The organism is Pseudomonas sp. PvP100 (assembly GCF_017833055.1).
Lineage (GTDB): Bacteria > Pseudomonadota > Gammaproteobacteria > Pseudomonadales > Pseudomonadaceae > Aquipseudomonas > Aquipseudomonas syringae.
In genome coordinates, this window is the sequence record NZ_JAFIBO010000001.1 from 1,961,204 (window position 1) to 1,980,392 (window position 19,189).

The 19,189-nt window shown below is 60.0% G+C and carries 16 protein-coding genes; 7 read left to right on the top strand and 9 right to left on the bottom strand.

Features of this window, described 5'->3' with window-relative positions:
* Window positions 1–47 precede the first annotated feature (47 nt).
* Window positions 48–1,286: an acyl-CoA dehydrogenase family protein gene (locus tag JOE39_RS08145; RefSeq protein WP_016568275.1), complete on the top strand. Its 1,239-nt coding sequence runs from the start codon at window positions 48–50 to the stop codon at window positions 1,284–1,286.
* A 7-nt stretch (window positions 1,287–1,293) separates the two neighbouring features.
* On the opposite strand, the gene JOE39_RS08150 is transcribed toward JOE39_RS08145, so the two are convergent.
* From JOE39_RS08150 to JOE39_RS08170, 5 genes are all read right to left on the bottom strand, one after another.
* On the bottom strand, window positions 1,294–2,280 hold the full coding sequence (locus JOE39_RS08150; RefSeq protein ID WP_004417563.1) for an ABC transporter permease: 987 nt from the start codon (window positions 2,278–2,280) through the stop codon (window positions 1,294–1,296).
* On the bottom strand, window positions 2,277–3,281 hold the full coding sequence (locus JOE39_RS08155; protein ID WP_004417561.1) for an ABC transporter permease: 1,005 nt from the start codon (window positions 3,279–3,281) through the stop codon (window positions 2,277–2,279). Before JOE39_RS08155 ends, JOE39_RS08150 begins: the two co-directional genes overlap by 4 nt.
* Entirely contained in the window at window positions 3,268–4,839 is a 1,572-nt protein-coding gene (locus JOE39_RS08160) for a sugar ABC transporter ATP-binding protein (protein ID WP_004417560.1), read from the bottom strand. The genes JOE39_RS08155 and JOE39_RS08160 overlap by 14 nt, the downstream gene beginning before the upstream one ends.
* Before the next feature lie 15 nt (window positions 4,840–4,854).
* Window positions 4,855–5,859 (bottom strand): sugar ABC transporter substrate-binding protein, encoded by a 1,005-nt coding sequence (locus tag JOE39_RS08165; protein WP_004417558.1) that lies wholly within the window; start codon window positions 5,857–5,859, stop codon window positions 4,855–4,857.
* 244 nt (window positions 5,860–6,103) lie between these two features.
* On the bottom strand, window positions 6,104–7,732 hold the full coding sequence (locus JOE39_RS08170; protein ID WP_046265945.1) for a methyl-accepting chemotaxis protein: 1,629 nt from the start codon (window positions 7,730–7,732) through the stop codon (window positions 6,104–6,106).
* A gap of 209 nt (window positions 7,733–7,941) precedes the next feature.
* Between JOE39_RS08170 and JOE39_RS08175 the strand changes: the two genes are divergently transcribed.
* A complete protein-coding gene (locus JOE39_RS08175) occupies window positions 7,942–8,373 on the top strand; it encodes a VirK family protein (protein WP_003394006.1) in 432 nt (143 codons plus the stop codon).
* 434 nt (window positions 8,374–8,807) lie between these two features.
* Here the strand turns inward: JOE39_RS08175 and JOE39_RS08180 are convergent, their stop codons facing one another.
* Window positions 8,808–9,260: a DUF3237 family protein gene (locus JOE39_RS08180; RefSeq protein ID WP_003394002.1), complete on the bottom strand. Its 453-nt coding sequence runs from the start codon at window positions 9,258–9,260 to the stop codon at window positions 8,808–8,810.
* A 402-nt stretch (window positions 9,261–9,662) separates the two neighbouring features.
* On the opposite strand from JOE39_RS08180, the gene JOE39_RS08185 reads away from it, so the two are divergent.
* Entirely contained in the window at window positions 9,663–10,430 is a 768-nt protein-coding gene (locus JOE39_RS08185) for a C1 family peptidase (RefSeq protein ID WP_003393999.1), read from the top strand.
* A 5-nt stretch (window positions 10,431–10,435) separates the two neighbouring features.
* On the opposite strand, the gene JOE39_RS08190 is transcribed toward JOE39_RS08185, so the two are convergent.
* Window positions 10,436–11,635 carry a XylR family transcriptional regulator gene (locus tag JOE39_RS08190; protein ID WP_032662114.1) on the bottom strand — a complete coding sequence of 400 codons (1,200 nt, stop codon included), beginning with the start codon at window positions 11,633–11,635 and terminating at the stop codon, window positions 10,436–10,438.
* A 169-nt stretch (window positions 11,636–11,804) separates the two neighbouring features.
* On the opposite strand from JOE39_RS08190, the gene xylA reads away from it, so the two are divergent.
* From xylA to JOE39_RS08210, 4 genes are all read left to right on the top strand, one after another.
* On the top strand, window positions 11,805–13,121 hold the full coding sequence (gene xylA, locus JOE39_RS08195) for a xylose isomerase (RefSeq protein WP_024663180.1): 1,317 nt from the start codon (window positions 11,805–11,807) through the stop codon (window positions 13,119–13,121).
* Between the two features lie 131 nt (window positions 13,122–13,252).
* Window positions 13,253–14,254, top strand: coding sequence for a D-xylose ABC transporter substrate-binding protein (gene xylF, locus JOE39_RS08200; protein ID WP_210077498.1), 1,002 nt, complete (start codon window positions 13,253–13,255; stop codon window positions 14,252–14,254).
* Between the two features lie 102 nt (window positions 14,255–14,356).
* Window positions 14,357–15,913, top strand: coding sequence for a D-xylose ABC transporter ATP-binding protein (gene xylG, locus JOE39_RS08205; RefSeq protein WP_024649737.1), 1,557 nt, complete (start codon window positions 14,357–14,359; stop codon window positions 15,911–15,913).
* A complete protein-coding gene (locus tag JOE39_RS08210; RefSeq protein WP_210077496.1) occupies window positions 15,914–17,050 on the top strand; it encodes a sugar ABC transporter permease in 1,137 nt (378 codons plus the stop codon).
* Between the two features lie 33 nt (window positions 17,051–17,083).
* On the opposite strand, the gene JOE39_RS08215 is transcribed toward JOE39_RS08210, so the two are convergent.
* On the bottom strand, window positions 17,084–17,518 hold the full coding sequence (locus tag JOE39_RS08215) for a RidA family protein (protein WP_003318564.1): 435 nt from the start codon (window positions 17,516–17,518) through the stop codon (window positions 17,084–17,086).
* 69 nt (window positions 17,519–17,587) lie between these two features.
* Complete coding sequence (locus JOE39_RS08220; protein ID WP_024684343.1) at window positions 17,588–19,171, bottom strand: FAD-dependent oxidoreductase; 1,584 nt, start codon at window positions 19,169–19,171, stop codon at window positions 17,588–17,590.
* Between the last annotated feature and the right edge of the window lie 18 nt (window positions 19,172–19,189).

Genomic DNA, 19,189 nt, shown 5'->3' on the forward strand with positions numbered 1-19,189 from the left:
CCTTCCACCGGCCCGTGTGCCGATCTCTTCGCGCTCAGGAGTACTGCATGACTCAAACAACCGGCTCAAACCCGCTCTCGCTGGGGACCGATTACGAAACCCTGGCCAACCGATTTCGCCCGATCTTCCGTGAGATCGGCGCTGGCAGCGTCGAACGCGAACAAGCACGCGCCCTGCCCCATGAACCGATTGCCTGGCTGCAGAAAGCCGGGTTCGGCGCTGTACGTGTACCCACCGAATATGGCGGTGCGGGTGCATCGATCAGCCAGCTGTTTCAACTGCTGATCGAGCTGGCCGAAGCCGACTCGAACATTCCGCAAGCCCTGCGCGCGCATTTCGCCTTCGTTGAAGACCGCCTGAATGCACCACCCGGCGCGGACCGTGACCAGTGGTTTGCGCGCTTTGTCGCCGGGGATCTGGTGGGTAACGGCTGGACCGAAGTCGGCGCGGTGAAAATCGGCGACGTGATTACCAAGGTCAGCCCGCAAGGCGATGGTTTCGTGCTCAACGGCACCAAGTTCTACAGCACCGGCAGCATCTTTGCCGACTGGATCGACGTCTACGCCCAGCGCTCCGATACCGGCGCCGACGTGATCGCGGTCGTCGACGCCAGGCATGCCGGTGTGCGCCACAGTGACGACTGGGACGGGTTCGGCCAGCGCACCACCGGCAGCGGCACCTCGGTCTACGACAATGTACCGCTGCCGGCCACACACGTCATACCGTTCGAGCAACGCTTCAAATACCAGACGGCGTTTTATCAATTGGTGCTGCTGGCGGTGCTGGCCGGTATTGGTCGAGCTGTCGAACGCGACATCGCTCAGGAAGTGCGCGATCGCAAACGCGTCTTCAGCCATGGCAACGCCGGGAGCGTCAGCCAGGACTCACAAGTGCAGCAAGTGGTCGGTCAGATCGCCGCTCAGGTCTACGCCGCAGAGGCCGCAACGTTGCGCTCCGCCGAGCCATTGCAGCGTGCGTACGTGGCACGTTTTGGCAATGACCCACAGCGGGAAAAAGACGCCAATATCGCCGCCGAAATCGAGACCGCCAAGGCCCAGGTGATCGTCTCGGAACTGGTGTTGCGCGCTGCAACTGAGCTGTTCAACGCACTGGGCGCTTCAGGTGTCAGCGTCAACAAGGCCCTGGATCGCCACTGGCGTAATGCGCGCACAGCGGCATCGCACAATCCGCTGATCTACAAGGCGCGCATTGTCGGTGACTGGCGCATCAACGGCACCGAGCCGCCGTTTGTCTGGCAGATCGGCAGCGGTAAAGGCAACGCGTAAAGAGCACTCACACCGCGTTACGCAGCAGGTGGCGACTGGTAAAACTGAACGCCAGCACCAGAAAGATCAGCGCCCCGGTCGCAACCTGCTGCCAATAGAAGTTCCAGCCGATCAGCAACAGGCCGTTGGCGATCACGTTGATGAAGAGCACACCCAAAAGTGTGCCCGGAATATTCGGACGCCCTTGACGACTGAGCGTCGTACCGATGAACACCGCGCCGATGGCATTGATCAGGTAAGCGTTGCCTGACATCGGCACGTAGGCGTTGACCGTCGAGCTGAGCAGGATACCCGCCACCGCACAGGCCAGCGCGCTGGCGAAAAACACCTGCACGGCAATGCGCCGCGTGGGCAGGCCCGAGTAATACGCCAGCTGCGGCTGCGTGCCCAGCGCAAGGATTTCCCGTCCCAGACGGCCACGCGCCAGAATCAGCCCGTAAAGCCCTGCCAGCAACCCTACCACCAACAGCGGCAACGGCACGCCGAGGATCAACACAGCGCTGATGCCCGGTAACGCGCCCTGAGCGATATAGATCGGCTGGCCACCGTCGGACAACAACTGTTGCACGCTGGTGCCGATAAACAGCGTACCCAGCGTCGCCAGGAACGGCGAAATGCGCAGCCCGGCGATCAGCATCGCGTTGAACGCCCCCGCAATGCCACCTGCCAGCAGGGCCACCGCAATGGCCGCGCCCAGACCATGACCGCCATTCAGGGTGACGACGAAACCGAGGCCGGCAAAGTCCAGCGCCGTTCCCACCGACAGATCAATGCCGCCAGCCGCAACGGCCAAGGTCATGCCGATTGCGACGATGGCCAGCAACACGAAGTTGTTCAGCACCAGGCTCGACAGGTTGCCCCAACTCAGAAAGCCCGGCGCATTGATCGCGAAAAACAGCAGGATGACCGACACCAACAGCGGCAGGACCGCTGGCAAAAGGCGCGGCAGCACCTTGACGAGCGTCGAGGAGGTACTCAGGGTCAGCGTACTCATTGTTCACCCTCCCGGCGGCCGAATGCCCCGGAAAATGCCACCACCAACAGAATCAACACGCCTTGCACGCCGTTGACCCAGAAACTGGAAATGTTCAGCAATTGAAAACCGTTGATCAAAAAGCCCAGCAGCAGCGTCGCCAACAGGGTGCCGGGAATGTTTGCGGTCAGACGCCGCGAGAACACCACGCCGAGAAAAGCGATGGCCACCACTGACAGCAACATGTCACCGGAACCGGTCGTGCTGCCGCTGAAAAACGCTGCGGAACAGAACGCAGCAATGGCGGCGCATCCGCCGGCAATCAGGTAACTGGCAAACACATAGCGCCGCAGATTCAACCCGGCAGCCTCGGCGGCTTGCGGGTATTCGCCAATGGCGTACAGACGCAGACCAAACGCGCTGTGCTGAATCACCAGCCACAACACCGCAGCGACACCCAGCAGTACCCAGGCCAGCGCGGGAATACCCAGCCAGACGTCGGACGCCAGGCTGTCGAGCAATGCCGAGTCGGTCGCCAGCACAGTGTTCTGGGTCAGCACCAGCTCCAGGCCGGCAATCAGGTTCATGCTCGCCAGGGTCGCCAGTAACGGCGGCAAGCGTAGAAACACCACCGCCAGGCCGTTGAACGCGCCGACCAGCAGGCCGCAGCCGAGCGTCAGGCCAATCGCTTGCCAAGCATCGAACCCGGCATTGTTCAGGCTGCTGTAGACGGCCGCACACAGACCGAGATTGGCCGCCAGCGACAGGTCCAGGCCGCCGCTGACCACATTGGAACCACCACCGATAACCACGCAGGTCAGCCCCAGCGCGAGTATGCCGAGGGTTGCTGACTGGGCGAACACATTGCTGATGTTGCCGAGGCTGATAAAGTTCGGCGCACTAACTGCAAAGCCGAGCAAAATCGCCAGAAACACCAGCAACGAACCGCGCTGCGCCAGCTGCACGAGCCAGCGCTGCGCTGGATCGCCAGCCTGCGCAACGGATAGATCAAGCGCGGACATAATGGGCCTCCGCAGGGAGTGATTGGCTGTCATGGTAGCTTTCACTGGCGCCCGTGGCGCAGGCCAGCAGTTGGTCGCTGTCGGTGCTCAATGAATCGAATTCGCCTGCAATGCGTCCTCTGTGCAGGACCACAATGCGCTGAGTGATGCCGATCAGCTCCGGCAAGTCCGACGACAGCACCAGCACCGCCGCGCCGCCCTCGGCAAGCCGGGCAATCAATCGGTAGATCTCCACCTTGGCGCCGATGTCGACGCCAACGCTGGGCTCGTCCAGCAGGTATAACGTCGAATGGCGGCTCAGCCACTTGCCCAGCGCAACCTTCTGCTGGTTGCCACCGCTGAGCGCGTGCACCGGCGCATCATGGCCTGAGGTCTTGATTGCCAGTTCGTCGATCAGGTGTTGGCTTTCCCCGGCTTGCGCCGCAGCGTCGAGCAATCCCCAGCGGCTGAAGCGCCCCAGGCTGGCCAGCGTGATGTTCTCCAGCACCGAAAGCGCCGGTGCCACGCCATGCGTGCGGCGCTCCTCGGGGACCAGTGCGATGCCATGGCGTACCGCGTCACGCGGTGATTTCAACTGCAAAGGCTGACCGTTCAAGAGCAATTCGCCGCGATCCGGCTTGAGCAGCCCGAACAGGCTCTTGAGCAGCTCCTTGGCACCCGAGCCGACCAGCCCGGTCAGGCCCAGCACTTCGCCACGCCGCACGCTCAGGTCAACGCCGTCGTAAAAGCGCCCTGCCCCCAGCCCGCGCAGTTGCAGCACGGGCGTGCCGGGTGATGTCCGGGCACGAAAATATTGCTCGCCTACCTCCCGATTGACCATCAGCCGGGCGATCTGCGCAGTACTGGTGAGTGCCGGATCGACCACCGCCACATCGCGGCCGTTACGCAACACGGTGACCTGATCACAAAGCGATTCGATCTCTTGCAAGTAGTGGGAAATGTAGACAATGGTCAGCCCTTCATCGCGCAGGCGTCGAACGATGTCCAGCAAGCGGTCCACCTCCTGCTTGACCAGTGACACACTCGGCTCGTCGAACACCAGCACCTTCGGCCTGGCCAGCAACGCGCGAGTGATCTGCAATATCTGTCGCTGGGCGCTGTCCAGATCGCGTACCAGCGCCCCGGCGGGCAGGCGCATGGCAAAGTAATCGTCCAGAAGCCTTGCCGCCTCACGCTCTTGGGCACGGCGATCGACGAAGGGGCCACGCTTGATTTCCTGCCCGAAAAACAGCGCCTCGCCGACGCTGAAGCTGCCCGGCAGCAGTCGCTCCTGATGAATGAAATGCACGCCTGCGGCCTCGACCTGACGCGGAGTGAAACTGTCGAACGGCTGGCCATGAATACTCAAACGGCCGGCATCGGCGCGATGAATACCGGCGAGAACCTTGATCAGGGTCGACTTGCCCGCCCCGTTTTCACCCACCAGCCCGTGAATCGTTCCGGCCTCGACCTTAAGGTTTACGCCATCCAGCGCCTGGGTGGCGCCAAAGCGCTTGCTGATACCCTTCAAGTGCAAGGCCGGCGGCACCGCCGCGACGTCTGCAATCGCTGATCTCATGATTGATCTCCCGCGTCAGTTATCGCCTCTGAGCTTTTGCACATCCGGCAGATTGGCGGCCGTGGTCAGCAAGGTGGGCACCTGGGTCTCCTTTGGCAGATCGTGCTGTCCGGCCAGGTAACGAGCAACGTTCTGCACCGCGGTTTTGCCGATCAATGCAGGCTGCTGGGCAACCACGGCACCCACCGGCGAATCTTCGCGGCGCATCAGCTCGAGCACTTCCGGCGTGCCGTCGACGCCGTAGGTCTTGATTTCGGTTCTGCCGGCATCGATCAGTGCCTTGCTGGCGCCCAGTTGCGGGATGTCCCAGGCGGCCCAGATCGCCGAAACACTGCCTTTGGGGTACTTGTTGAGCAACGCCGAGACTTGCGAGTAGGCGTCCTGAACCGTGTTGGGAATGACATCGCGCAGCTCCGGCTCGATGATTTTCAGCTGCGGATGATCCTTGAGCGCAACCTTGAGCTGGTCATAACGAATGGCGCAGACCGGCACGCCATAAAAGCCATTGAACACCAGCACGTTACCCTGGCCACCTGCGTCCTTGATCAGTTGCCCGGCCAATGCCTTGCCGGTGGCCACGTTGTCGGACGTGGTGTTGTTGAGGCTGTATTGCGAGGGCGCATCGATGGTGAACAGCGGAATACCCGCCTTGCTGATGCGCTTGAGCCAAGGGTCGATAACACTGAGGGTGCCGAGGGTCTGGATCACCGCATCGGGCTTTTGCGTGACCACGGTCTGCAATTGATTGACCAGATTCTTGTCGTTGCGACCGGCATCGAGCGTGATGGGCGTGCCGCCCAGGCGCTTGACCTCATCCACCTGCGCCTGGAAGGCCTTGATATCGAAGTAGTGACTGGTGCCGGTCATGCTGATCGCAATGCGTTTACCGGCCAGCGAAGGCACGTCGCTGTCCTCGGCATAAGCGGTTGCGACGAGGCTGGTGGCCAGCAGGGTCAGCATCAGAGTGCGCCCTATTGCATGCAGGCGGTTGGTCTTGGGGGTCGGGACGGCATCAGGCATTCGGGTGGCTCCGCTGGCTCAGGAAAACAATCCTGATCGGCAGTGCATAGGTCATGCCCAAAACCGTGCGCTGCGCCTGGCTATGGCGCGAGGCCCGGCGGCAGGCGCTTTCACGCCGTTGCGCTGGATGGTGTGGGTGCGCAGTAGCCAGGTTTTACCGGCGCAAACGCCGGACACTTTGTCGATTCGCTGTTGCACGGACAACAACGAATCGATGCGGTAACGGGCCTGCTATCGGCCCGTGTTATCTGAGCTTGAACTGCCCCAGGGTGGTCGTCAGGTCACTCGCCAACTCGGCCAGCGACTGGCTGGCACTGCCGGTCTGGCTGGTGCGCACCGCCGATTGTGCCGACAAATCACGGATGCGCACCAGGTTGCGGTCCACTTCCCGCGCAACCAGCGCTTGTTCTTCGGAGGCGCTGGCGATCACCGTATTGCGCTCATCGATAACCATGACCGAGCTGGCGATGCTGGCCAGCACAGCGTTGGCCGACTCGGCCTGTTGTTTGGTGCGTTGCGCCTGTTCGGTACTGACTTCAAGCGCGACCAGAGTACTTTTGGTGCCCTGCTGGATGTGCCCGATCATGGTTTCGATCTCGCGAGTCGATTCGCTGGTACGGTGGGCCAGCGCGCGTACCTCGTCGGCGACCACGGCAAAACCCCGTCCGGCATCGCCCGCGCGTGCCGCTTCGATGGCCGCGTTGAGCGCCAGCAGGTTGGTTTGCTCAGACACTGCGCGGATAACATCCAGAACCTTGGTGATATCCAGCGTGCGGGTTGCCAGCGCCTGCGCCTCGGTCGAGGCCGTGCCAACATTTCGGGTCAGTTCAAGGATCGACTGGACGGTTTGATTGAGCTCTTCCTGACCTTCGCGGGCCGACACCGAAGAAGCTTTGGATTCCACCGAAGTGGTCACCGCATTACGCGCCACTTCATCGACCGCCTGACTCATCTCGGTGACGGCGGTGGCGGCCATTTCGATTTCGCTGTTCTGCACCACCAGATCGGCGTTGCTGTTAACCATCAGGGCGCTCATTTCTTCCGTGGCCGACGCCAACTGGTGAGCGGCGTCGCCCACCTGGGTCAGGGTCTGGCTCAAATTGCCGCGCATGCGCTCCATTGATTGCAGCAACAGGGCGGCTTCATCAGTGCCCTCGCGGTTGATTGCGCTGGGACGCAGGTCGCCCGCGGCAATGGTTTCCGAACTGTGCAACGCCTGACTGATCGGCACTGCGAGACTTTTGGTCAGACGCCAGGCAAGCAATACGGTTAACAACACCGTCAGAAACATGACCCCATAAGTGACGATCAGGGCGTTCTCATACACCGACGTCGCTGCAGCGCTGGATTCGGCTTCGGAGTCATCATTGATCTTTTCCAGCTTGCCCAGGGCGGCTTCGATACTTTCCGCCATGGCCTTCATCTCGCCCCAGACGAGCGCCCTTCCGGCATCCGCCTGATTCTCGTTGATCAGCGTATAGACCTTTTCGGCACGGTCGATGTAGCCCTGATAAGTGCTCTTCAGCCCCTCGACGAGCGCGCGCTCGTCATCCTCGGTGATGAGCGGGTCGTAGGCCTCTACGGCCTTTTGGAACCCGGCCTTCTTTTCAAGGAGCTCGGTGTGAGCCAGAGTCACCTGTGCAGGGTCATGCGAGGCAAGCATTTTAGCCACGGTAGTGCGGGTTTTCTCGACCGCCAGGGCAATATCGTCACCCAGCGCAATCCCTGGAAGCGCGTCGTTTTCGATTTCAAGCGATTGCTCACGAATACCGTGCAATTGCTGAATGCTGAAAATACCAAGCCCGAACACCAGCACCACCATCAACGCAAAGCAGGCGGAGGTCCGCGCGGCTATTTTCAGCTGTCTCAGCATCTTCAATCCCCTTCCCGTGACCGGTGAATAAATTAACTCCGTCATGTCTATCGGCAGAACAGGAAAAAGGATGAAGATGCTCTGAACAGAGAGGTGCCACTGCTATCGTGGGCCCATCTGGATCGAAGCTTATGGTAGGTTTCGCGACGCTCGATAATTGCGAGATGGACGGGTCTTTTCGCCCTTCAGACTGACTTCCTGGAGCTGCCATGAAACATTCCTACGCCGCTGCACTGTTTGCTCTTTCACTGCCAGGCCTCGCTCACGCAGGCGACGCACTACCCACCTACTCCGCCATTACCCAGGCGTTGAACACTGGAGAGTCGGTCGCCGTGGTGATCGACCTGGGACAATGCAAATCCTCGATCGCCGGTGCCGAGCCGTCCAAAACCAAAGGCGGCAAACGCATCGATGCCTACCGCATTACCCCCGACGGCACCCTGGCGTTTTCGGACACTCACTTCAGCCTCGATCGCAATAACAAGCCCATCGAGCAATTCATTCGCTATCAGATACGCTCGAACGGCACCGCCACATTCAGCATGACCACGCTGAATGTTCCTGGTTATCAACAGGTGGGCAGTCCAGTGAGTTATGAGTGTGGGGTCGGCAAGGGCTTGAGCTTTTTTGTCAGCCAGTAAGGTTCACGCCTTAACCGAATAAACCAGATAGATATTCGGCGTGAGCGACAGACCCTCCTCACGCCTTTGACAGTAACGCTCGAGCTGCTTGTCGGGAGACAACATTTCGAGCAGTTCAAACCCCTGTGAACTGGCGACTTCGACAAAATGATCGGGATGCAATGAACATGCTTCAACGGCCCCGGATGAAGCCTTTTCACGATGCTTTGCTTGTGCTGCCGAGTACCCGGAGCATCCAGCTCCCACACGCTCAGGCCTGACAAGGCACCCCCTCTTCCGGGTGCAAACGAATCAAGCCCTGCTTCTATACATCAATAGAAAAAATAGTTTAAATTTCTTTGCGCCGGGCCCGACAGGTGTCGACGACAAGGGTTGCGCCTCAATAGACAAAGCCAACACTCGCTTTCACATCTGCCTGCTTCTGTGAAGGCTCTTTATATCTCGTTAACCTGAAAAATACTGACACGCATGCGGTCATCCCCGGCGTGTAAATTTACTCTGCCGACGTACAGGTTTCTCTGCAGGTCATCATGCGCACCGGAAGCAACGCTGAACTGCTTGCTGCACGTGAACCGACAGCGCGATTCGTCCAATGGTGCGCGGTCCGCTTCATCGAAGGCCACGAGCCCCTCTCCAACGACATCTATCTTTATTCCATCGTCAGTCAGCAAGGTGTAGTACAGGCTGAATCGTGCAAGGCTGTCATCCTGGGGCACGAGAAAAAGGCTGCCTCCCGGAAGAACCTGCCCCTGCAATCCATCGCCGTTAAACTCTCCTCCCAGTATCTCACCGCTGCTGCGCTGCCCCCGCTGCGGGTTGCAAAGCGCTTGCGGCTTATCGATACGCAGGCGAGCAGTCAGTACTTCATGCAGTTTCATCGTCTCCATCCCCCTACCCCCTCATCTTGCATGCGGCGATTGACGCTTCGCCCATAACTGTACCAAGGAGTATTTTTTAGCCCGTGCACCGCACGCTGTCAATTTAAATGTACCAATTGGTACGCTTATCAGGGTGCAGGACAGGTTCCGCCCAAGCGGTATCGTTTCGCCACTTCCGATAAAACCCCTGGTCCGTGCCATGCGCAAAAAGAGGTGTAAGCCCATTGCATAAGGCCATGTAATGAACTGATTAAAATGGTTTTTACTCAACTAACACCCTTGGCCAACCAAGCCTGCCCGGCCAACTCATAGCACACTATGTACTAAATGAATTTTAATCCACGCCTATCGAAAACCTGCTTACATGAGCGATATCAATTTTCCTGACCGTGCCTTACAAGGGGATACGAAATGACCTATACCGTCAAACAGTATGGATGGATTCGCGATCTGCCTGATCATCGCGATCATCTGTATGCCGCCCCGCCCACCGCACTGGCGGCGCTTCCACACAGGGTTGACCTGCGCCCCCATTGCCCGCCTGTATACGATCAGGGCCAACTGGGCAGTTGCACCGCAAACGGCATTGCCGGAGCGATTCAGTTTGATCGCATGAAGCAAAAGCTGACGCCGGCATTCGAACCCTCGCGGTTGTTTATCTATTACAACGAACGGGTTATTGAACATACCGTCGATTCGGACAGCGGCGCGATGATCCGGCACGGCATTAAAAGTGTAGTGAAGCAAGGTGATTGTCCCGAGAAAGAGTGGCCTTATGATATTGAGAAGTTTGCTGTCAAACCTCCGGCAGCCTGCTACAAGGATGCAAGAAAGTACAAGGCGGTGTCTTATCAGAAAGTTGCGCAAAACCTCAATCAGATGAAAGGCTGCCTGGCGGCAGGTTATCCGTTTGTCATTGGTTTTTCCGTCTACGAGAGCTTTGAAAGCAAGAAAGTTGCCAAGACCGGGCATGCCCCAATGCCGGGTCCTCACGAAAAAATGCTGGGAGGGCACTGCGTATTGGCAGTGGGCTACAACGATGCCCATCAGCATTTCATCTTGCGCAACTCATGGGGCGCTGGCTGGGGCATGGAAGGCTACTTCACCCTGCCCTACAGTTATCTGCTGGATGAAAATCTGTCCTCCGACTTCTGGACGATCAGGGTCGTGGCTGCCTGACCTTGTCAGGTACTTGAGCATTGCACGGCCGCATTGGCACCCTGCTGGTACTCTCGCGGCGTGCAGCCGAACTCGCGACGAAACACGGTGTGCAGGTATTGCGCAGACCGGAAACCACAATCACGGGCGATCTCGGCAATAGCCAGCCCGGTGTTTTCCAGTCCGTTTGCAGCGGCGGCCAGTTTGAAACGCAGGATCTCGTCGTGCACGCTGCAGCCCCTTACCCGACGAAAGTGCGACTCCAGTGACGAGCGCGAGACGCCCACATAGGCGGCTACCTGTGCAGTTTTGATGCCCTGGCACGCGTACTGCCGGATAAACAGCAGCGCCTGCATCACATAGGGGTCACCCAAGGGCTGATGCAGACTCGAAGCCTGCACGTTGACAGTGTCAGGCGGTATCAGAATGTGTGTACCCGAGGACGGCATGCCGTGCAGCATCTGGTGCAGCAGACGTGCAGCGGTGCGACCCATCGTATCGGTTCCTTGAACGACCGAACTCAGTGGCACGCGAGTGAGGGTCCGGGTCAACGGATCATTGTCGATGCCGATCAGTGCCACCTGTTCGGGGACAGCAATTCCGGCGGTCAGGCAGGCCTGCAATAGCTGACGGGCGCGGGCGTCGGTCACGGCGATGATGCCGATCGGCTTGGGCAGGCTTTGCAGCCAGGCGATCTGCTGCTCTACGGCGCTGTCCCAGAGCGGCGCGCTGGTGCCCAGGCCACGATAGACCTCGGCGTGCAGGCCGTCGCGTTGCAGCAAGCGGCGAAAGGCCTGCTCTCGCTCCTGCGCCCAACGATTGGCTTGCGCTTCAGGCAGGCTGAAGCAGGCAAAGCGCGTCAACCCGGCCTCGATCAGGTGCTCGTAGGCTGCCTTGATCAAGGCGTGATTGTCAGTCGCCACATATGGAATGCCCTTCGGGTAGGCGCGTTCGTCCTGATAGGACCCGCCCACCGCTACCACCGGCAATTTGATCCCGGCCAGTGCCTCGCCGATCAGCGGGTCATCGAAATCGGCAATGATCCCGTCGCCCTGCCAGCGCTCGATGCCTTTCAGGCGACAGAGGAAGTCCTCCTCGAGGAACAAGTCCCAAGACACCCGGGTGCTGCTGAGGTAGTTGCCGATGCCACTGATGATGCCGCGGTCATAAATCTTGCTGCCGTTGAACAACAGCGCGATGCGGTGAACGGGAGGTACGGTTTTCATTGTTTTTATGCCGATTCGATAAGCACGACGCCGTGGGCCACAGACTAGGCCGCTGACCGACGAATCTCAACACTCAAAATCGCACTGTACGTTGACGATTTTCATAATCAGCGCATGCAGGGCCGTTGCTAGTATCCAGACACCGCCAAGAACAATAAGGAAAACGCTCATGCCGTACTTCCCCGACGTCGACAGGGTTCGCTACGAAGGCCCTGACAGCGACTCGCCCCTCGCCTTTCGCCACTATGACGCCGACAGGCTGGTCCTCGGCAAACCCATGCGCGAACACTTGCGCATGGCGGCCTGCTACTGGCACACCTTCGTATGGCCGGGCGCCGACATGTTCGGTGTCGGCACCTTCAAGCGCCCATGGCAAGGTTCCGGTGACCCTATGGAACTGGCCATCGGCAAGGCCGAAGCGGCGTTCGAGTTCTTCTCCAAGCTCGGCATCGACTACTACAGCTTCCACGACACCGATGTGGCACCGGAAGGCGCCTCACTCAAGGAGTATCGCCACAACTTCGCGCACATGGTCGATCATCTTGAGCGCCATCAGCAACAGAGCGGCATAAAACTGCTGTGGGGCACGGCCAACTGCTTCAGCAACCCACGCTTCGCCGCAGGCGCTGCGAGCAACCCGGACCCGGAAGTGTTCGCCTACGCCGCGACCCAGGTGTTCAGCGCAATGAATGCCACCCAGCGTCTCAAAGGGTCCAACTACGTATTGTGGGGCGGTCGCGAAGGCTACGAAACCCTGCTCAATACGGACCTCAAGCGTGAACGCGAACAACTCGGTCGCTTCATGCGCATGGTCGTTGAACACAAGCACAAGATAGGTTTCAAGGGTGATTTGCTGATCGAGCCCAAGCCACAGGAGCCGACCAAGCATCAGTACGATTACGACAGCGCCACGGTGTTCGGTTTTCTGCAGCAGTACGGCCTGGAAAACGAGATCAAGGTCAATATCGAGGCCAACCACGCCACGCTGGCCGGGCACAGCTTCCACCACGAAATCGCCACAGCGGTCTCGCTGGGGATCTTCGGCAGCATCGACGCCAACCGTGGCGACCCACAGAACGGCTGGGACACGGACCAGTTCCCCAACAGCGTCGAAGAGATGACCCTCGCCACCTACGAAATCCTCAAGGCTGGCGGCTTCACCAACGGCGGTTTCAATTTCGACTCCAAGGTGCGTCGCCAGAGCCTCGACGATATCGACCTGTTTCACGGCCACGTCGCCGCGATGGATGTCCTCGCCCTGGCGCTGGAGCGTGCCGCGGCCATGGTGCAGAACGATAAACTCCAGCACTTCAAGGACCAGCGCTACGCAGGCTGGCAGCAGCCATTTGGCCAATCGGTACTGGCGGGCGAATTCAGCCTTGCGTCGCTCGCCGAACACGCCTTCGCCAACGAGCTGAACCCGCAGGCCGTCAGTGGCCGTCAGGAACTGCTTGAAGGTGTGGTCAATCGCTTTATCTACGCCTGACAGGCTTAGCTGGACGTCGCCGTGACATTCAGGCGACAAATCTTCATACGCGACGTCCGGCAACGCTCTACAGTTCTATCGTTATCGCCCAGTCAAGAAGTGTCTCAAACAACAATAAAAGGACGCACCCTATGAACACCCTGAAACGTACGCTGCTCGCCAGCGCGCTGGCCTTGCTGTCCCTGCCGGTGATGGCTGACTCTGCGCACCCGAAAATAGGTTTTTCCATTGATGACCTGCGTCTGGAACGCTGGTCACGCGACCGTGATTACTTCGTTGCGGCGGCGGAAAAGCTCGACGCCAAGGTCTTCGTGCAATCGGCGGATGCCAATGAGCAGAAACAGATCTCGCAGATAGAAAACCTTATCGCGCGCGGCGTCGATGTGATCGTCATCGTGCCGTTCAACGCCACCGTGCTGACCAATGCCGTTGCGGAAGCCAAGAAGGCCGGGATCAAGGTGGTGTCGTATGACCGGCTGATCCTCAATGCCGATATCGATGCGTACATTTCCTTCGATAACGAAAAAGTCGGCGAGATGCAGGCCAACGGCGTGCTGAAAGCAGCGCCCAAGGGCAATTACTTCCTGCTGGGCGGCGCGCCCACCGACAACAACGCCAAGATTCTGCGCGAAGGCCAGATGAAGGCGCTGCAACCGGCTATCGACAGAGGTGATATCAAGCTCGTCGGCCAGCAGTGGGTAAAGGAGTGGAGCCCTACCGAAGCCCTGAGCATTGTCGAAAACGCCCTGACCCGCAATAACAACAAGATTGATGGCATCGTCGCCTCCAACGACGCCACTGCCGGGGGCGCTATTCAGGCCCTCGCGGCACAGAAACTGGCCGGCACAGTCCCTATCTCGGGTCAGGACGCAGACCTCGCGGCGGTCAAGCGGGTCATCGATGGCACCCAGACCATGACCGTCTACAAGCCGCTGAAACTGATTGCCACGGAAGCCGCCAAGCTTTCAGTGCAATTGGCACGCAAAGAGAAACCCGAGTTCACCTCGAAATACGACAACGGCAGCAAGAAAGTCGACACCATCCTGCTGACGCCTACAGCGTTGACCAAGGACAACATCGACCTGCTGGAGAAAGACGGGTTCTACACCAAGGCGCAGATTGCCGCGCAATGAGCCTCGATCGTTGATACGTCGCTAAAATCTAGAGCACGGCCCTGTGGTTAGGCAGGGCCGTCGCTCAGGCCAAGCCATCACACCTTCGTAGAGCCCTGCGCCATGTCTGACTACCTGCTGCAAATGAACGGCATCGTCAAATCCTTTGGCGGTGTGAAAGCGCTCAACGGCATCGATATTACAGTGAAGCCCGGCGAATGCGTCGGCCTGTGCGGCGAGAACGGCGCGGGCAAGTCGACGTTGATGAAAGTCCTTTCGGCGGTCTATCCCTACGGCACCTGGGAGGGCGAGATCTTGTGGGACGGCCAACCACTAAAGGCACAATCGATCAGCGAAACGGAAGCGGCAGGGATCGTCATCATCCATCAGGAGTTGACGCTGGTCCCGGACCTGTCGGTGGCCGAAAACATCTTCATGGGTCACGAGCTGACGCTCCCCGGCGGGCGCATGAATTATCCGGCCATGATCCACCGCGCCGAGTCGTTGATGCGTGAACTCAAAGTGCCTGACATGAACGTGGCACTGCCGGTTTCCCAATATGGCGGCGGCTACCAGCAACTGGTGGAAATCGCCAAGGCGCTGAACAAGAAGGCGCGCCTGTTGATTCTCGATGAGCCCTCCTCGGCCCTGACCCGTTCCGAAATCGAGGTGCTGCTGAACATCATTCGCGACCTGAAGGCCAAGGGGGTCGCATGCGTTTACATCTCGCACAAGCTCGATGAAGTGGCCGCCGTGTGCGACACCATCTCAGTCATCCGCGACGGCAAACATATTGCAACCACCGCAATGGCGGACATGGACATTGCGAAGATCATCACCCAGATGGTCGGACGCGAAATGAGCAACCTCTATCCCACCGAGCCGCATGATGTCGGCGAGGTGATCTTCGAAGCGCGGCATATCACCTGCTATGACGTCGATAATCCCGGGCGCAAGCGGGTCGACGACGTATCGTTCGTCCTCAGGCGCGGGGAAATCCTCGGCATTGCCGGGCTGGTGGGCGCGGGCCGTACCGAACTGGTGTCAGCCCTGTTCGGTGCCTATCCCGGTCGGTACACCGGTGAAGTGTGGCTCAATGGCCAGGCTATCGACACGCGCACGCCGCTCAAATCGATACGCGCCGGTCTGTGCATGGTCCCCGAAGACCGCAAGCGCCAGGGCATCATTCCGGACCTGGGCGTCGGCCAGAACATCACCCTCGCGGTCCTCGACAGTTACTCGAACATGACCCGCATCGACGCCGAGGCAGAGCTGGGCAGTATCGACCGGGAAATCTCGCGCATGCACCTCAAGACGGCCAGCCCGTTTTTGCCGATTACCAGCCTGTCCGGTGGCAATCAGCAGAAAGCCGTGCTGGCGAAGATGCTGCTGACCCGCCCGCGCGTCCTGATTCTCGACGAGCCCACCCGCGGCGTCGATGTCGGTGCCAAGTATGAGATCTACAAGCTGATGGGCGCGCTGGCAGCCGAGGGCGTGTCGATCATCATGGTGTCTTCGGAGCTGGCCGAAGTGTTGGGCGTGTCCGACCGCGTACTGGTGATTGGCGACGGCCAGTTGCGCGGCGACTTCATCAACCATGACCTGACTCAGGAGCAGGTCCTCGCCGCTGCACTCAGCCACTCCGATGCCCCTCACAATAATGCCCGGAAGACCGCGTAGATGAACCAGGTCAAACAGTTCTTCACCCGCTACAAAATGCTCGCGCTGGTGATTGCCATCGCCGTTATCTGGCTGTTCTTCAGTTGGCAGACCGAGGGCGGCTTCCTGACGCCGCGCAACTTGTCCAACCTGCTGCGACAGATGTCCATTACCGGGATTCTGGCCTGCGGCATGGTGCTGGTGATCATCAGCGGCGAGATTGACCTGTCGGTGGGCTCATTGCTTGGCCTGCTCGGTGGCCTGGCTGCGATTCTGGATGTGGTTTACCACGTGCCGCTGCTGGCAAACCTGAGCGTGGTCGCCTTGTGCGGCCTGCTGATCGGCCTGGCCAACGGCTACATGACCGCCTACCTGCGGATCCCCTCGTTCATCGTCGGGCTGGGTGGCATGCTGGCGTTTCGCGGCGTTCTGCTGGGGATCACCGGCGGCACGACCATCGCTCCGGTGTCGCCGTCGCTGGTCTATATCGGCCAGGGTTATCTGCCGCATGCGGTGGGCACCGGGCTCGGTATTCTGCTGCTGGCGCTGACGCTGTTGCTGACCTGGAAACAACGGCGCAACAGAGCGCTGCACGGGCTGGCGGCACATTCACTGATTCGTGATGTGTTGCGTGTGGTGTTGATCGGCACTGTGCTGGGCGGCTTTGTCTATGTGCTCAACAGCTACGACGGAATCCCCGTTCCGGTGTTGCTGTTGCTGGTCCTGCTCGGCGTGTTCAGTTATGTCACCACCCAGACGGTGTTCGGGCGCCGTGTCTACGCCGTCGGCAGCAACATGGAAGCCACGCGCCTGTCCGGCATCAACGTACAGGCCGTGAAGCTGTGGATTTTCGGCATCATGGGCGTGATGTGTGCGTTCGCCGGGCTGGTCAACACCGCACGCCTGGCCGCCGGCTCACCCTCGGCCGGCAACATGGGCGAACTCGACGCCATCGCCGCATGCTTCATCGGCGGTACGTCCATGCGTGGCGGTTCAGGCACTGTCTACGGTGCCCTGCTCGGCGCATTGGTCATCACCAGTCTCGACAACGGCATGTCGATGCTCGATGTCGACAGCTACTGGCAGATGATCGTCAAGGGCGGCATTCTGGTGCTGGCAGTGTGGGTGGACGTGAGTACCCGCGCCGGGCGGCGCTGATCGCTGCCCGACACGCAAGCTGACAGCGCGCGATCAAGCCGGTCTGGCCGCTATCGCTTCGACCTCGATCAACGCGCCGGGCAATGGCAGCGCTACCACCTGCAACGCCGTGCGCGCGGGTTTGAGAGGTTGTTCCGGCGTGCCGAAAAATTGCGTGTAACCAGCCTGCAACCCGGCAAAATCCAGCTTGCCGGCGGTTTCCTCGGCACCGACCAGAAATACCCGCAACTGTACGATATCGCCCAGATCTAGGTCCTGTTGCTGAAGGATTCTGCGCAGTTTGTTGAATACCGAAACGGTCTGTACTTCGGTGTTGCCATAGGCTGCCGGCGTACCCGCCGGAGCATGCGGGTCGGCGAGGTCAGGCAAGGTGCCGCTGACGAATACCAGGCTGGTCGAGGCTGGCACTGTCACGGTTTGCGAGATCGGAAAATCGCCGACGCTGGTGCGTTGAATGCTGTCGCTCATGGTGTCTCTCCTTCAATGGATATTCAGGAATAAGGGTTACGTAAAACGCGGGGCTCGTGCAGTTGCACGTCATGACGCGGCAAGGGTCGAAATCTGCCGCGCTTGCGTCACTCGCTCGGCCAGTTGCGCCACCACATGTCGCGCCGAGTTGGCCGCTGACTCCTGCCAGATGCCAACTCCGCTTTGCACCAGCCCGTCACCGGCGAAGTACACACGACCGTGGGGCTCGTCCAGCAACGCACTGGCAGCGGCAGGGAAATGTTCGCGTTGCAACCAAGGCCCTTCGCTGTAAGGGATCTGCTCCCAGGACACGGCCAGCGGGTTGCGCAGCTGCCGCGAATACCCCGGGTGCAGCAGCTCTACCGCTTCTCTGGAAGTGGCGTATTGTGTGTCGAAGGGTTTCGCACCGAACGCATCGGCCCCCTCCCCTGTGACATAACCCGCCACAAGCAGGCCTTGTCGGGTGTTCAAGTCGTTGCTGGGATACCACAACAGACGCGCCGGATGGTCGATCCAGGACAACCCGCCGTAGATGCGGTAGTCGGTTTCCCAAAAACGCGGAGATTGCCAGGCCACCTTGGTCGCCTGATCGTTGCGGGTGCTGAGCAAGGCCGCCTTGACCGGGTCACTGAAATCGGTGTCCAGTCTGGCCAGCAAGGGCAGTGGCAGGGTTGACACCAGATAGTCGGCGCGCACCACATGCTCGCGACCGCTGTATTTGTCGTGATAGGTAACTGCCACGCCGTCTTCCAGTTGACGAATCTGCCGTACCTGCGCGCCCAATTGCACCTGGTCGGTGAGGCGCTGGTAAAAGGCGTCGGTGATCCGGTCCATGCCACCGACCGGTTGAAACATGGTCGCGGAAAACTCGGGAAACTCGGTGTGCAGCAGCGCGCCCCATAATTCGGGGTGCAGCAAGCGATCCAGCGCCACCGGTTGCGCACTGCTCGGCAAGGCTCCCGGATGAGAAAGCGACGTTTGATACCCGGAGCGCAGGCTGCCCTCGTAAGCCAGCTCCTGCGAAAGGTCGCCATATACCTGCAAGAACGCCAGCAGCCGCTGACGCTCTTCGCCGCTCAACACATCGTCCAGCGCGTCGCGCTGCACCGCCTTGGCCAGCAAACCGGAAAGATGGCCGCGGGCGTCATTGATCGCCTGGCCGACAGTGAACGCGGGGCGTTGCAGGTCCGGGCGTACCTGTGCTCCATGGCTGCTGTTGACCAGTACTTCAAGCGGCACACCCAGTTCACTGCAGTAGTCGAGCAGCGTCCGATGCTGGCTGGGAATGCGCGCCGGACCGGCATTGAAATACACGCCTGAATCGAAGCTTGCGGTCTGTGAGCGGCCGTCTTTGTAATCCACCCGATCGCCGTTGCGCAGCGTCCAGTTACGGCCACCCACTCGATCACGGGCTTCCAGCACTTGCACGGCAAAACCTGCGCGCTTCAGCTCCAGTGCCGTGACCAGCCCGGCAATGCCTGCCCCCAGCACCAGCACGCGAGTGCCCTGCCCCAGACCGTCGCCGAGTTTCAGAGGCTGTGGCCGTCGATGCGATGAAGGTCCCAGCCCCAGTACCGCAAGCGCATCCTTGACGGCGGTCTCGCCGCCCACGGCAGCGATACTGGAAAGCGCTTCACGTCGTGTCAGTCCCATATCGTTTGCTCCCTTCAA

What these genes read in the sequence shown, in the direction of transcription:
- JOE39_RS08145 (WP_016568275.1), top strand. Translation starts at nt 48, where the DNA reads ATGACTCAAACAACCGGCTCAAACCCGCTCTCGCTGGGGACCGATTAC.
- JOE39_RS08150 (WP_004417563.1), bottom strand. Translation starts at nt 2,280, where the DNA reads ATGAGTACGCTGACCCTGAGTACCTCCTCGACGCTCGTCAAGGTGCTG.
- JOE39_RS08155 (WP_004417561.1), bottom strand. Translation starts at nt 3,281, where the DNA reads ATGTCCGCGCTTGATCTATCCGTTGCGCAGGCTGGCGATCCAGCGCAG.
- JOE39_RS08160 (WP_004417560.1), bottom strand. Translation starts at nt 4,839, where the DNA reads ATGAGATCAGCGATTGCAGACGTCGCGGCGGTGCCGCCGGCCTTGCAC.
- JOE39_RS08165 (WP_004417558.1), bottom strand. Translation starts at nt 5,859, where the DNA reads ATGCCTGATGCCGTCCCGACCCCCAAGACCAACCGCCTGCATGCAATA.
- JOE39_RS08170 (WP_046265945.1), bottom strand. Translation starts at nt 7,732, where the DNA reads ATGCTGAGACAGCTGAAAATAGCCGCGCGGACCTCCGCCTGCTTTGCG.
- JOE39_RS08175 (WP_003394006.1), top strand. Translation starts at nt 7,942, where the DNA reads ATGAAACATTCCTACGCCGCTGCACTGTTTGCTCTTTCACTGCCAGGC.
- JOE39_RS08180 (WP_003394002.1), bottom strand. Translation starts at nt 9,260, where the DNA reads ATGGAGACGATGAAACTGCATGAAGTACTGACTGCTCGCCTGCGTATC.
- JOE39_RS08185 (WP_003393999.1), top strand. Translation starts at nt 9,663, where the DNA reads ATGACCTATACCGTCAAACAGTATGGATGGATTCGCGATCTGCCTGAT.
- JOE39_RS08190 (WP_032662114.1), bottom strand. Translation starts at nt 11,635, where the DNA reads ATGAAAACCGTACCTCCCGTTCACCGCATCGCGCTGTTGTTCAACGGC.
- xylA (WP_024663180.1), top strand. Translation starts at nt 11,805, where the DNA reads ATGCCGTACTTCCCCGACGTCGACAGGGTTCGCTACGAAGGCCCTGAC.
- xylF (WP_210077498.1), top strand. Translation starts at nt 13,253, where the DNA reads ATGAACACCCTGAAACGTACGCTGCTCGCCAGCGCGCTGGCCTTGCTG.
- xylG (WP_024649737.1), top strand. Translation starts at nt 14,357, where the DNA reads ATGTCTGACTACCTGCTGCAAATGAACGGCATCGTCAAATCCTTTGGC.
- JOE39_RS08210 (WP_210077496.1), top strand. Translation starts at nt 15,914, where the DNA reads ATGAACCAGGTCAAACAGTTCTTCACCCGCTACAAAATGCTCGCGCTG.
- JOE39_RS08215 (WP_003318564.1), bottom strand. Translation starts at nt 17,518, where the DNA reads ATGAGCGACAGCATTCAACGCACCAGCGTCGGCGATTTTCCGATCTCG.
- JOE39_RS08220 (WP_024684343.1), bottom strand. Translation starts at nt 19,171, where the DNA reads ATGGGACTGACACGACGTGAAGCGCTTTCCAGTATCGCTGCCGTGGGC.